At 41.0% G+C, this 13,728-nt stretch carries 11 protein-coding genes and 1 tRNA gene; 4 read left to right on the top strand and 8 right to left on the bottom strand.

From position 1 onward, the window contains the following. Positions 1-231: 231 nt before the first annotated feature. The 3 genes from DZC72_RS02430 to DZC72_RS02420 form a co-directional block, all read right to left on the bottom strand. Positions 232-1,332: a DUF4407 domain-containing protein gene (locus DZC72_RS02430; RefSeq protein ID WP_125221311.1), complete on the bottom strand. Its 1,101-nt coding sequence runs from the start codon at positions 1,330-1,332 to the stop codon at positions 232-234. A gap of 112 nt (positions 1,333-1,444) precedes the next feature. After that, the gene (locus tag DZC72_RS02425) at positions 1,445-3,478 is read right to left on the bottom strand and encodes a M56 family metallopeptidase (RefSeq protein WP_125221310.1); all 2,034 of its coding nucleotides are present in this window, start codon (positions 3,476-3,478) and stop codon (positions 1,445-1,447) included. Further along, entirely contained in the window at positions 3,478-3,843 is a 366-nt protein-coding gene (locus DZC72_RS02420) for a BlaI/MecI/CopY family transcriptional regulator (RefSeq protein ID WP_125221309.1), read from the bottom strand. The genes DZC72_RS02425 and DZC72_RS02420 overlap by 1 nt, the downstream gene beginning before the upstream one ends. Before the next feature lie 137 nt (positions 3,844-3,980). Here DZC72_RS02420 and DZC72_RS02415 point away from each other — a divergent pair, with 137 nt between their 5' ends. After that, positions 3,981-4,559 carry a PhnA domain-containing protein gene (locus DZC72_RS02415; protein WP_125221308.1) on the top strand — a complete coding sequence of 193 codons (579 nt, stop codon included), beginning with the start codon at positions 3,981-3,983 and terminating at the stop codon, positions 4,557-4,559. Between the two features lie 29 nt (positions 4,560-4,588). On the opposite strand, the gene DZC72_RS17670 is transcribed toward DZC72_RS02415, so the two are convergent. Then, entirely contained in the window at positions 4,589-5,170 is a 582-nt protein-coding gene (locus tag DZC72_RS17670) for a hypothetical protein (protein WP_165869248.1), read from the bottom strand. Positions 5,171-5,239: 69 nt separating this feature from the next. Beyond that, a complete protein-coding gene (locus DZC72_RS02405; RefSeq protein ID WP_125221307.1) occupies positions 5,240-6,637 on the bottom strand; it encodes a dipeptidase in 1,398 nt (465 codons plus the stop codon). Positions 6,638-6,838: 201 nt separating this feature from the next. On the opposite strand from DZC72_RS02405, the gene DZC72_RS02400 reads away from it, so the two are divergent. Next, positions 6,839-6,920, top strand: a tRNA-Leu gene (locus DZC72_RS02400). A 214-nt stretch (positions 6,921-7,134) separates the two neighbouring features. On the opposite strand, the gene DZC72_RS02395 is transcribed toward DZC72_RS02400, so the two are convergent. Genes DZC72_RS02395 through DZC72_RS02385 form a run of 3 tightly spaced genes read right to left on the bottom strand, consistent with a single transcriptional unit; the run spans position 7,135 to position 11,382 of the window. After that, entirely contained in the window at positions 7,135-8,079 is a 945-nt protein-coding gene (locus DZC72_RS02395) for an alpha/beta hydrolase (protein WP_125221306.1), read from the bottom strand. 25 nt (positions 8,080-8,104) lie between these two features. Beyond that, positions 8,105-8,908: a glycoside hydrolase 43 family protein gene (locus DZC72_RS02390; RefSeq protein WP_207891695.1), complete on the bottom strand. Its 804-nt coding sequence runs from the start codon at positions 8,906-8,908 to the stop codon at positions 8,105-8,107. 2 nt (positions 8,909-8,910) lie between these two features. After that, positions 8,911-11,382: a glycoside hydrolase family 95 protein gene (locus DZC72_RS02385; RefSeq protein ID WP_125221305.1), complete on the bottom strand. Its 2,472-nt coding sequence runs from the start codon at positions 11,380-11,382 to the stop codon at positions 8,911-8,913. Positions 11,383-11,592: 210 nt separating this feature from the next. On the opposite strand from DZC72_RS02385, the gene DZC72_RS02380 reads away from it, so the two are divergent. Together DZC72_RS02380 and DZC72_RS02375 are read left to right on the top strand one after the other, a co-directional pair. Then, entirely contained in the window at positions 11,593-12,603 is a 1,011-nt protein-coding gene (locus DZC72_RS02380; protein WP_125221304.1) for a zinc-binding alcohol dehydrogenase family protein, read from the top strand. Positions 12,604-12,675: 72 nt separating this feature from the next. Beyond that, complete coding sequence (locus DZC72_RS02375) at positions 12,676-13,722, top strand: FG-GAP repeat domain-containing protein (protein WP_125221303.1); 1,047 nt, start codon at positions 12,676-12,678, stop codon at positions 13,720-13,722. Positions 13,723-13,728: the final 6 nt, after the last annotated feature.

Here is a 13,728-nt window from a genome sequence, read left to right as displayed (position 1 = left end):
GTGTCTCTTTTGCGCCCATAAGGATCGTGTTTATTCCTATTAGGTGATTTTAGCTGATTTCACAGTGCTAAATAAAGGTAATAATGGGAATTCGACCAACTCCTTGGGCTTGGAGCTACGTTATATGAAGCTCCTAAAAACGTAGGCGGTGAAATTTTGGTTGCCTCGGTCAAGTACCCTTTGGGCACTATTATAGTCCTTATCTACAGTCCGGGATGTAAACAGCCCTAGCTATAAGTTTTTAACTTGAACTTCATGGAATTTATCCGCCTGTAGTCGTAAGAGTTCTTCCGCTTTCTGCTTTTTATAACCGTAAAGTTCCTCTTCACCCTTTAGATCCTCATAGATTTTCTGGTTGATTTCTCCATCCGTAGAAACTATCAGTTGTCTTTGAGCTACCTTTTGAGCTACCCATGAGCTAAGGATACTTTCCTGTTCCTCTAATTTGACGTCGTATTCCCCCTTGGGAGCTAATAATTTGGCAATTATGGGCGAGGTTTCTATAGCTAGGAACAATAGAAAAATAAAGAAGGATGGAAACCATGGAAGCTCACCTAAAGCTATAATTCGGGCCATGAGTCCATCAAAACCATCAATAATCGGTTGGGAATTTTTTACCACTTCGGCGTACTCTGCATCCAAGGTTGCGATTTGAGATTCCAGGGACTTTATTTTTTCACCATTGGTAACCTTTAATTCCTGTAATTCCGCTAATGCCGCATCGTGTTTTTCACGTTTCTCCTTGTATACGGGACCTTTCCCTAAAAGTCCGGTTCCGGCCGTTCCTTCGGCTTCGTTTATGTAAACATCATAGAGCGCATTTGTTTCGGCTTCCTGGGTGGCAATTTCTGATTTTAAGTCAGATATATCCTGGTTCAATTGCTCCACTTTAGGCGTATACTGTAAAGCAAGCTGTTCCTTATTGGCCAAGGTCAATTCATTTTTTTGCTCCAAAAGCACCTGGTTGATTTCCTTTTCGAAAATTTTCATTTCGAGCGGTTTGGAAATGACAACCGCGATGATGATGGCCAACAAAATACGGGGAGTGGCCTGTAGCAATTCCTGTGAAAAATTATTACGCTTTTTAATGGTAGAAACGATAAATCGATCCAGGTTAAAAATCAAAAGGCCCCAAATGAGACCGAAGAAAACCGCGGCATACACACTGTCAAAAACGGTATAAAGGGCATAGCTACTAGCAATAAAGGCCATGACGGCCGTAAAAAAAACAGTTGCGCCAATGCCGGCATATTTGTTCTGCTCTCCCTTGGAACAGGTTTTTAAAATTTCGGAATCCGCCCCGGAACAAAGGATAAAAAAGTCTTGAAGCATGTTGATTTGTTTTTTGATTGATTAAAGCCTTATCTGTTAGAACGTAGTTTACCAAAGTTTGTTACACAAAAAGCCCCTTAGTAGGGGCTTTTAACAGTAATTAGTAAAAATTCTAGTTTTTTAGGTGAATGGGATTTACTGATAACTTCACTAAAGGCTTTTCTCCACTGGATTCCCTGAGGTCGATGTTTATTTTGTGATTGTTTTTAACGACTTCCAATGCTTTTTCTGCGGAAATGGGTGTGCCGTTGAGTATAAAGTCGGCTCCCTCTTTGGCCAATTTCTCAATGCTTTCAACGGGGGAGATAGGGTTTGGCGGAGGAGGTGGCGTTGCTATATTTGGTTCACTAATCTTGATATAGGTTGGAGTCATTTGAGGCTCCGGTAGTTCAGACCTATTAACCAGTATAGTCTTGCCAACCACATCATAAGGATCCTGTTTCTCAATTATGGTTTCTATTTGGTTCGCTGCATAATTAGTATCCGAAACATTTTTGGGAGGTTCTGGTGCTTTTGGGGCAGGGGGAGGTGGAGGAAAATTAGGAAAGGGTTCTGCATCCGCTTGTTGTTTTTTGGACATTTTTACGTACAATTCCTTTAAGCGTTTTATTTCCTTGTTTTTGATGACCATACGGTTAGGGTCCATTTCATTGTACTTTTTGGCCAGGGTATTGTATTCGTTCATTTCTTGACGGGTGGCGCTATGTTGAACTTTTGATTGAGGTTGATTATCCCTGCCAACGATATTAATCGTAGCACAGCCATATTCCATTAAGATTTTATCTACTTTTTGGATGACCCCCTTTGGGGTTTTGGTGTCTACTTTAATAATGGAACGCACTACTTTTTCTCGTTCGTCAAAGGAAAGATGATTATTAAATTTAGATAGATAGGCTTTTAAATCCTCCAAACGTACCAGTTCATCCTGAACCAATAATTGACCGTTATTGTTAATATTGATTTCTATGAGCTCCACTGTTATTTGATTTTGGGGCGGACATTCTGGAAATGGTTGTGCTACCTTTTTCTGTACCTCGTTCATTTTGCCATAGATGGTTTCCAGAGTTTGGAGGTCATCCATGGGTATTTTTCTTTTTTCAACCGGGATAGCATTGTACTTTTTGGCAAGAGCGTTGAATTTTAATAATTCTTTCTTTGTAGCGGACCAAAGACTCGGATCAACGTTATTTTTTGATTTTAACGTTATCTCTAAGACTGCTTTTTCGCTAAAGGGAATTTCCTTTTTTTCACTAAATCCAAATAAGAGAATAGTGGTTAAGGGGAGAAGCAAAAAGCTTCTTAGAACAATTGATTTTTTTGATGTTTTTGTTTTCATGACTGTAAAACGTTTTTTGATGCTTCGACTTCGCTCGGCACGGGTTGATGAATAAACTATAGCGTTCGCTATTTTGATGGATGAATGGTGATTTTCACTTGCCTTTGACAAAAAGGAAAGTAAAAGATGTTGGTATTTGGGAATGCTTATATTGCTGTTTACTACGGCATTATCGGCCAAAAATTCATGATTTAGTTTTATGGAGGATTTTAATAAATAAATCAGGGGGTTGAACCAAAAGAACACTTGGACCATTTCAATAAAAAGTACATCCAAGCTATGTCTTTGTTTGGCATGCGCTTCTTCATGCATCAATACTTCTTGTGGGATATTTTTTTCCTCAAATTCTTTTTTGTTCAAAAAGATGTAGTTGAAAAAGGTGTGTGGTGCGACAGACTGTCTTAGAAGTACCCGGGTGATAAAGTTCTCCTTCAATTTGGGGTTAAACCGAATACGGGACCAAATTTGTAGCAGATGCCTTATAAATCGAAATCCAAAAATGATAACCCCAATGCCATAAATGCTCCATAGAATTACTTCCCAATCCAAAGATGTTGATATTATAGCTACTGGCTCGGAGTCCAAGGCTTGTAAATCTCCAGTCATCGGAGTAACATTAATTTCGGTACCTGATGCTATTTCAACGTACTCCGTAAATACAATATTGGGAATTATAAAGGAGGTGATCAAAGCTCCAAGCAGGAAAAATCGTTTAAAAGTATGAATACTTTCCTTTTCCAAAACAAGTTTGTAGAAGGCCAAAAAAATGGCCAAGCATGCGGTCGATTTTAAGAGAAAGGCGAGTATCATTACTTCTTTTTTATTTCGTTGTCGATTAATTTTTTCAATTCTTCCAATTCGGCTTTACTCAAATTTGTTTCTTGGGTAAAGAAGGATGCGAATTGTCCCGGACTATCGTTAAAGAAATTTTTGATCAACCCATTTACATGTTTGGCGAAATAGTCTTTTTTCTTAACTAAAGGGTAATATTCCCTGCTTCTTCCTATACTATTGTAGGCTACAAAACCTTTATCCGTCATGCGCTTCAAAAGTGTGGCTACCGTGGTAGGCGCCGGTTTGGGTTCTGGATGGGCATCCAACAAATCTTTCATGAACCCCTTTTTTAATTTCCATACGATGTTCATAAGTTCCTCTTCGGATTTTGATAGCTGCATCTTCTACATTTTTAGAATTTGTTCTACAAACATAGAATAAAAAAATTAATTCTACAAATGTAGAGTATGTTTTTTTGATTTGATAAATGAATTTACAAGCGCAAAGCAGTATGTTTGTTTGTTTAAAATTGAGTGTAATGGGGTTATTGGAAGATTTACAAAATAGAAGTGGCAATGTTTGCGAACTGTGTGGGGCAGCTGACAATCTTAAGATATATGAAGTGCCACCGGTTTCGACTGGAGGTTTTGACGGCAGTGTTTTGGCCTGTACTACCTGTACAGATCAAATTGAAAATCCTGATACAACCGATTCTAACCATTGGCGTTGTCTCAACGATAGTATGTGGAGCGAGCACGATGCGGTCAAAGTAGTGGCTTGGCGTATGCTATCCCGATTAAAATCCGAAGGCTGGCCCCAAGACCTGTTGGACATGATGTACCTGGAACCAGAAACCTTGGAATGGGCGAAGGCTACTGGCGAGGGTGTAGCAGAATCGGATAAAATAATTCATAGGGATGCCAATGGAGCTATTTTGGAGAATGGCGATTCCGTTGTATTGATAAAGGACCTAAAAGTAAAAGGTTCCAGTATGGTAGCCAAACAGGGTACGGCCGTTCGTAGAATTTCCTTGGACCACGAAAATGCTGAATACATAGAGGGAAAGGTGGACGGTCAGCAAATCGTTATCATCACAAAATATGTAAAGAAGGTTTGATTTAATAGTTAATCGTTAAAAGTATTTTTTTAACCAACAACCAACAACCAACAACCAACAACCAACAACCAACAACCAACAACCAACAACCAACAACCAACAACCAACAACCAACAACCAACAACCAACAACCAACAACCAACAACCAACAACCAACAACCAACAACCAACAACCAACAACCAACAACCAACAACCAACAACCAACAACCAACAACCAACAACCAACAACCAACAACCAACAACCAACAACCAACAACCAACAACCAACAACCAACAACCAACAACCAACAACCAACAACCAACAACCAACAACCAACAACCAACAACCAACAACCAACAACCAACAACCAACAACCAACAACCAACAACCAACAACCAACAACCAACAACCAACAACCAACAACCAACAACCAACAACCAACAACCAACAACCAACAACCAACAACCAACAACCAACAACCAACAACCAACAACCAACAACCAACAACCAACAACCAACAACCAACAACCAACAACCAACAACCAACAACCAACAACCAACAACCAACAACCAACAACCAACAACCAACAACCAACAACCAACAACCAACAACCAACAACCAACAACCAACAACCAATAACCAAAAACCCTAGCCCTGAGCGTAGTCGAAGGTTACAACCAACGTCTAGCTCCTAATACCTAACCCCTTCCCAAACTCTTTTCAGTAAAATATTCATAGAAATAAGGTATGGTCTCAATACCTTTCAAATAGTTCCAAACCCCAAAATGTTCGTTGGGGGAGTGGATGGCATCACTATCCAGCCCAAATCCCATTAAAATGGTCTTACTATCCAGCTCCTTTTCAAACAGGGAAACAATGGGAATGCTACCGCCGCTGCGTTGTGGAATCGGTTTTTTTCCAAAGGTTGTCTCATAGGCCTTCGAAGCTGCTTGATAGCCATCGGTATCTATGGGTGTAACGTAGCCTTGTCCGCCATGATGCGGTTTAACCTTGACCCTGACACCTTTTGGCGCTATGGATTCAAAATGATTCTTGAACAGTTCTGTAATTTCCCTCCAATCCTGATGGGGTACCAGGCGCATGGAAATTTTTGCATAAGCCTTGCTCGCGATGACCGTTTTAGCACCTTCACCAATATAACCTCCCCAGATACCATTAACATCCAAAGTGGGCCTTATGGAGTTTCTTTCGTTGGTCGTGTAGCCCTTTTCACCGTATACGGATTCAATATCCAATGATTTTTGATATGCTTCCAGGGAAAATGGTGCTTTAGCCATTTCGGCACGTTCTGCATCGGAAAGCTCCTGTACCTTATCATAAAAACCAGGTATTGTTATATGATTGTTTTCATCGTGGAGGCTCGCAATCATCTTTGCCAATATATTTATTGGGTTGGCCACGGCACCGCCGTACAACCCGGAATGAAGATCTCGATTGGGGCCGGTTACCTCAACTTCCACATAACTTAAACCTCGAAGTCCCGTGGTGATGGAGGGTATATCGTTGGCAATCATTCCCGTATCGGAAATTAATATGACGTCATTTTTCAGTTTTTCCTTGTTCTCCGAAACATAGGTGGCCAGATTATTACTGCCCACTTCTTCTTCGCCTTCGATCATAAATTTGACATTGCAGGGTAATTGGTCGGTTTTAACCATGAATTCCAATGCCTTAACATGCATGTACATTTGACCCTTGTCATCACAGGCGCCCCTGGCAAATATTGCACCTTCTGGATGAAGTTCCGTTTTCTTGATTACCGGTTCAAATGGGGGAGAGTTCCATAAATCCATTGGATCTGGGGGTTGTACGTCATAATGTCCATAAACCAGAATGGTAGGAAGATTTTCATCAATAATCTTTTCACCATAAACGATGGGGTAACCATCGGTTTCGTGTATTTCCACGATGTCACATCCAGCATTTTCCAAGGCCAGCTTTACGGCATCTGCAGTGTCCAGTACATCTTGGGAAAAGGCCGAATCGGCACTAATGGAGGGAATTTTTAGGATTTCAATGAGTTCGGTAAGAAAGCGGTCTTTGTGATTGGCGATGTATTCTTTAACGTTTTTCATTTATATTTTTTGGATAAACTACTTAAAAATACAAAAAGCTCGAGTTTAAAGTTTGAAACATCCATTGTAAATTTTTAGGTACAAAGCGGAACAATAGGTATGGATGTTACATGTGACTTTCCAAAAACCATAAATATAAATACATGAAAATTTAGAGAATTGAATTTTTGCTTTATATTTGCATCCCGTTTTAACGGAAATGCAGGCGTGGTGGAATTGGTAGACACGCTAGACTTAGGATCTAGTGCCGCAAGGTGTGAGAGTTCGAGTCTCTCCGCCTGTACTGATTAAAGCTTCTTGGAAACAAGAAGCTTTTTTTATTGAATATTCTTTAATGAATTTAGAAATGGAGTAGAGACAAGAAGTTGATGCTGAGCGCAGTCGAAGTAAGTCTCTCCGTCAGTACAAAGGGAAAAGCCGACTTCTAGAAGTCGGCCTTTTTATTTTTATTAGGACAGTAGCCAATTTAGTTATTGGATATTTAATATCTAATAACCCTATTTTTCCGCTGTCATTTCCGATTGAAAACCATTGACGTCCAACCAATGTATAAAGGCATCGAACCAACGATTGCTTGTACGGTTTGGGTTTCCTAGGCCAAATCCATGTCCGCCGTTTTGATAAAGATGAAATTCTACGGGAATACCTGCTTTGTACCATGAATCAATAACCCCAAACTGACCCCTAAAAAGGAAGTCATCACTAGCAATTACATTGAACATTGGTGGGGCATTCTTAGGTACCTCAACAGGTCCCATACCACCATAAATTGGGCCTATAAAAGCTAATTTCATAGTTTTTGAATTAAGCGTTGAGTGCATAGTAAGTCCGGCCCCTGCTGAAAATCCTATCATCCCTATTCTATTGGTGTCAACGCCCCACTCCTTGGCACGATTTACAATCATAGCGTATGCAGCCTCCGCATCCTCTAGTTGGTTGGAAAGGTCCCTTTGTAAAGGGGGTGCAGGTGCTTCTTCCTTTTTTTCACTAGAGTTTTCAGCTGGCGCAGGAGGACGAGGACGGTTCATCCAAGCCGTAAAATCATCAAGTGATTCTACTGTAGGGTGTAGACGATACTTAAGTACAAATGCAGCGTAACCTTGTTTTGCAAGTGCCTCCGCTACTTCCCACCCTTCGTTACCTAAAGAAAGCCATCTGAAACCACCGCCGGGCGCCACAATGACCGCTGCTCCGTTCGCTTTTCCAGGCTCTGGAAGAAATGGCGTCAAAGTCGCTTTTGTTATATTTCTTGCCATGGGGTCGCCCCACTGTTTAAACCAGGATTCTGATGCGGGTTGGTCATCCACACCACCTGTGTTGAGTGGAATGGCATTTGGCTCCGAAGGTGCTTCAAGGGGATAGATGGTTCCATCTTGTGCGAAGGCCGATACAGCAAAGAGCGATAGCATGCCTAAAATTGCGAATTTAAATTTGTGTAACATAGTGTTTTGTTTTAATGAGTTTAATTTATTTTAATGTTGCAAATTGGTTTTCCCAAAGGTTGTTTGATCTGATTTTTTTAATAATATACATAGGTATAATTCGCCTACTCTTTAAATAAAAGCTGGGCAAATGTATAAAGGTCATGTCGCCTCTTGGCCAGGTCATGTTGAAGAGATAGTATTTCCCATTAATTTTGAAGAGTTGTGAACCCTCCGCGCCCAACATGATATTGTCACCGGCCGGGGCATTGGCATTTTCAATCAATACGCATTCCGTTCCTTTTTTTACACCGGACAAATCGCTTTCAAGTTCTGCTATCATCAATTTTCCCGCACCCCAAACCATGTATATTTTGCCATCATCATCAAAATGGACCGTCAAATCATGATACGAAGGTTCAAACGAGGTTTCGTTCCAAGGACCGTTTTCTATATCCTTAGTAGAAAAGACGTAGGTTTTTCCGGTAGTGGTAGCAAACGTGAATACGTAAAATGTTCCATTATGGTATCGGATACAGCTGGCCCACGAACCCCTGCCATAGGCATTTTTGCCGTTTTCCAGATTTATGGCATCCACTTCCCCGAGTCGGTCATAGGCATAGTCCACCAATTCCCAATTGACCAAATCTTTGGATTTCATGATAGGAACCCCCGGACTCAAATGCATGGTGGTACTGCCCATATAGTATGCGTCTCCTACACGCACCATGGATGCGTCCGGAACATCCGCAAACAAAATGGGATTCTGTGCGTTTTGCCCCTGGGCATGAACAGAAAACTGAAGCATCAGTAAAACAAGCAAAATAGTATGGGTGTAAAATCGGTTCATGCTTACTTCTTCATTATAAAGGTGTATGTCTTTCCTTTTTCAGTTTCCAAATCGTATAGAAACGTATTTGCCAATTCTAGATTCTTCAAGGTGGCCTCCTTTGAAATTATGGGTGCAGCCGTTTCAGGTACATAAAAGAGTGGATTCGGGTTTTCGCCTACCGCTTTTTTCAAGGTTCCTCTTCCTACTAATTCTATGGTATTTGGTATTCGTAGCCGAAGATTTCCTCCCAAATTTGATTTGATTTTAGCGACCACCAATTTTTTATCCTTCCATTCCATAGAAACCAATTCAAAATCACCCCTGGCTTTTAGTCCGCCTACATAACCGTACTTTAAGGCATCCGGAATGGCAGGAAGCAAATGAACCGAACCATCGGAACTTTGCAACAACATCTCGGCAATACCGGAAGTACACCCAAAATTACCATCGATTTGAAACGGTGGGTGCGCGTCAAAAAGGTTATTGTAGGTACCGCCGCCACCTTGGTTTATGCCAACCGGGGTCAGTTGGTCTTTTATCAATTTATAGGCGTGGTTGCCGTCCTGCATTTTAGCCCACCAATTTACTTTCCAGCCCATGCTCCATCCTGTAGAGACATCACCACGCTGCAGTAATGTGTTTTTTGAGGCTGCAAAAAGTTTGGGGGTTCTATACGGTGAAATCTGATTGGATGGAAAAAGTCCGTATAGGTGGGAAATATGCCTATGATTATCCTCGGGCGAATCCACATCATCCAACCATTCCTGTAATTGATTGTGCTTGCCCACTTGCATGGGTGGAAGTTTTTTCCGTAAGGTTTTGAGGGAATCTGCAAACGCCCTGTCTTTTTCTAAAATTTCGGATGCTTTGATCGCTGTAGTGAAAACATCCAGAACCAATTGATTGTCCATGGTGGAGCCGGCCGTAATGGAAGACCCTTGATGTTCTTTTGGGGCGTTTTCTGGGGAATTTCCAGGTGCGACGACCAGATAGGGGTAGTTAGGATGTTTTACCAAAAAATCGGCGTAGAACTCGGCAGCACCTTTTAAAGCCGGATAACTGGATTTTAAAAACGAGGTATCGCCCGTGTATAGATAATGTTCCCAAAGATGTTGGCTGGTCCATGCACCGCCCCCGTTCCAGATACCCCAAAACGCACCGTCTATAGGGCCGGTGATACGCCAAATATCTGTATTGTGGTGCGCCATCCAACCCTTTGCGCCGTACATGACTTTTGCGGTTTCTATTCCCGTCTTGGAAAGCTCTTGCACCATGGTCAAAAAGGGTTCGTGCAATTCCGAGAGGTTGGTTCGCTCTGCGGGCCAATAGTTCATTTCGGCGTTTATGTTGATCGTATATTTACTGTCCCACGCGGGTTTCATGCGTCCGTTCCATATTCCCTGCAAGTTTGCCGGTTGTCCGCCAGGTTGAGATGAGGAAATCAATAGGTATCTTCCAAATTGAAAATATAGGGCCACAAACGATGGATCTTCGGTATTTCCAAAATTCGCCAAACGCTCATCCGTAGATAGTTTTGAAGCCTTTGAACTTCCAAAATCCAAAACAACCCTATCAAAAAGTGCTTTGTATTTTTTAATGTGGTCGGACTTTAATTGATTATAGTCCTTTTCTAAAGCAGCATCCAAATAAGATTTTGCCCGTTCCGTTTCATCACCACTTAAATCATGATATGAATTGAAATTGGTAGCAATGGATACCATGATAACAGCACCATCCGCATTTTTAACTTCAACGGAGGAATTGGTTTGAGTGACCGTTCCGTTATTGGTTTTTATTTTGGCCAGTGCATTGAATTCCACTTTACCTTCTATTCCTTCGTGGTCGCTTGTTTTACCCCAAAGGGAAAGTTGGTCGTTACCCTGAGTCTCAATTCTTGGTTCCAAATGTGGCGAAGTAAAGTTTGCCGTAAAAGAAACTTTACCCGGTTCATCTCCCGAAATTTTGATAACTAATAATCGGTCCTGTAGAGATGCAAATGCTTCCCTGGTATAAGTAACCCCGTCAAGGATATAGGTAGTTTTACATATTGCGTCGCTAATATCCAATTCCCGATAATAATCTTTGTATTGGTCGTGGTTCGGGAAGGATAGCTCAAGATTGCCAACGGGTTGGAACATTTGTCCATGTGATTTCTTTGTAATGATTTTCTCATTGGCCAGTTGTTCGGCGGGCTTATATTCGCCTTTAAAAATCAGCTCACGTACTTTGGGCAAGGCTTTCAACGCATCCGGATTATCGTTTCGGTTAGGGCTACCACTCCAAACGGTATGCTCATTCAATTGAAAAATGTCTTTATCAACATTGCCGTAGACCATGGCTCCTATGCGTCCGTTTCCAATAGGCAAGGCATTTTCCCAAACCTCCCCGGAAGGCTCATCATACCACAATTTTAGGTCAGAACTTTGTTGTCCGAAAAATAAAAATGGAGGGAGGAGAAGGGCCGTACAAATTACATTTTTTAGGGTTACCATCTAACTTATAAAATGAAGATTTAATTTAAGTGTTCAATATACACATAAAGCCGATTTAAATTTTAGTTTTAAAAAGTATTTTTTGAATAATTGTGAAGGAATCTAAAAAAAACCAATAAATTGTTAGAATAACTTCCGTTATTTTGAGACTTATAACATTTCTGAACCGAAATATTAATTTTTTTGATTCAAGATAAGTGACGCAGCACCATGAAATATATCATTTGCCAGGAACCTAGCCGTTTTGAATTAAAGGAAAAAGAACGACCGGTTAGAAGAACTGGGGAAGTACTGGTCAAAATACATCGGGTAGGGATTTGCGGTACAGATTTGCATGCCTACGGAGGAAACCAAGCTTTTTTCAAATACCCAAGAATACTGGGTCATGAGCTGGCCGCTGAGATTTTGGAAATTGGCGAGGATGATGAAAACCTCAGAACAGGCGATCATGTTATCATCATGCCCTATGTAAGTTGTGGTACCTGTGTAGCCTGCAGAAATGGAAAAACAAATTGCTGTACCCAGATCAATGTGTTGGGCGTACATGTGGATGGGGGCATGCAAGAAATTATAAGCCTACCTAAAAATCTGCTTATTCCCGCAAATAGTCTATCCCTCGAGGAAATGGCCATTATAGAGCCTTTGGCTATTGGGGCACATGCCCTAAGAAGGGCAGCTATTCATAAAGGCGAAACAATCGTTGTAATTGGTTGTGGCCCTATAGGTATCGGCCTCATGAAGTTGGCCCAAATTAAAGGTGCCAAGGTTATCGCCTTGGATATGAATATAGAGCGATTGAATTACGCTGCCAATCAAATAGGGGTGCCTTATACAATGGACGTTAGGGAGAATCCCATAGAAAAAATAGCCCAAATTACCAATGGTGACATGGCCACTGCGGTTTTTGATGCTACTGGCAACAAACATGCTTTGGAGTCTGGGGTCTCCTATATGTCGCATGGGGGTAGATTTGTCTTGGTAGGCCTATCCAAAGGAGAACTTACCTATACGCACCCCCAGATACATGCCAAAGAAACGACTTTGATGTGCAGTAGAAATGCTACTTTGGAAGATTTTCAATTCGTAATCGATCATATAAAGGAATTTCCAACAGATTCTTTTATAACGCATAAGGTTCATTATTCTGAAATGATCGAACATTTCGACTCTTGGTTATTGCCAGAAACTAATGTGGTCAAGGCCATGATAACTTTCGATTAGAAACCGCAGAGCGATTAGTATGATTATAGACTTACATCAGCACTTCCAAAAATTTTATTTCCAAGCGGTACAGTGGTTCCAATTGATTTTGACCATGACGGGGATATGGACCTATTTATTGGCGGACGTGTGAATCCTAATAAATATCCTTTTTCCCCAAGATCATACCTTTTGGAGAATAGACAGGGAGTGTTTTTGGATGTTACGGAAAAAGTTTCACCGGAATTGCTATTCCCTGGGATGATAACGGATGCAGCTGTGGAGGACGTAAATAAGGATGGATGGATGGACCTTATTTTGGTAGGCGAGTGGAATCCAGTTCAACTTTTTTTGAACAAGAAGGGTCGCTTGGCACTTGATCTGAATGATAATGGTTTAAGGAATACACATGGTTGGTGGAATTGCATAAAATCGGGAGATTTTGACGGAGACGGCGATATGGATTTTGTGGCTGGAAATTGGGGCTTGAACAACCCCTTCCATGCCAGTTTTGAAGAGCCTTTAAGTCTTTATGCCAAAGACTTTGATTCCAACGGAACCATAGAACCAATTATAACTTATTTCAATGGGGAAAAGGAATATATCCTACAGGCTAGGGGTACTTTAATGAAACAGTTGCCATTAATTAGAAAGTTGACGAACAACTATCATGATTATGGGAAAAAGACCTTTGGCGAACTCTTTGACAAAGAAAAAATTGATACAAAGGCCCAATTCAAGACCTACGAGTTGGCCTCAATGTATTTTGAGAACATAGGCGAAGGAAAATTCAAAAGGTCTTCCTTGCCTGAAGAATTGCAATGGTCTCCAATTTTTGATTTCATTGATTTGGACATGCAGGGAGATAATAAAAAGGGATTGTTGGCGGTAGGAAATTTTATGAACACTGAAGTCCTTACCGGACACTATGATGCCGGCAAGGGCCACATGCTTATTTATGATGGGATTTTGGGCAAATTTGAATTGGTCAATCTATGTAAAAGTGGTTTTATTGTTTCCGGCGAGGCGAGGTCCTTGGTAAAATTGAAAACTTATTCGAATGAAGAACTAATACTGGTTGGCCTACAAAATGATACCTTGGGTTTTTATGGAAAAACCAATACCCTTCCCAAAAAATAGATTGTA

This window comes from Maribacter algicola, from assembly GCF_003933245.1.
Lineage (GTDB): Bacteria > Bacteroidota > Bacteroidia > Flavobacteriales > Flavobacteriaceae > Maribacter > Maribacter algicola.
Note: the sequence above shows the minus strand (reverse complement) of the source record. Positions and strands in the feature narration are given on the sequence as shown.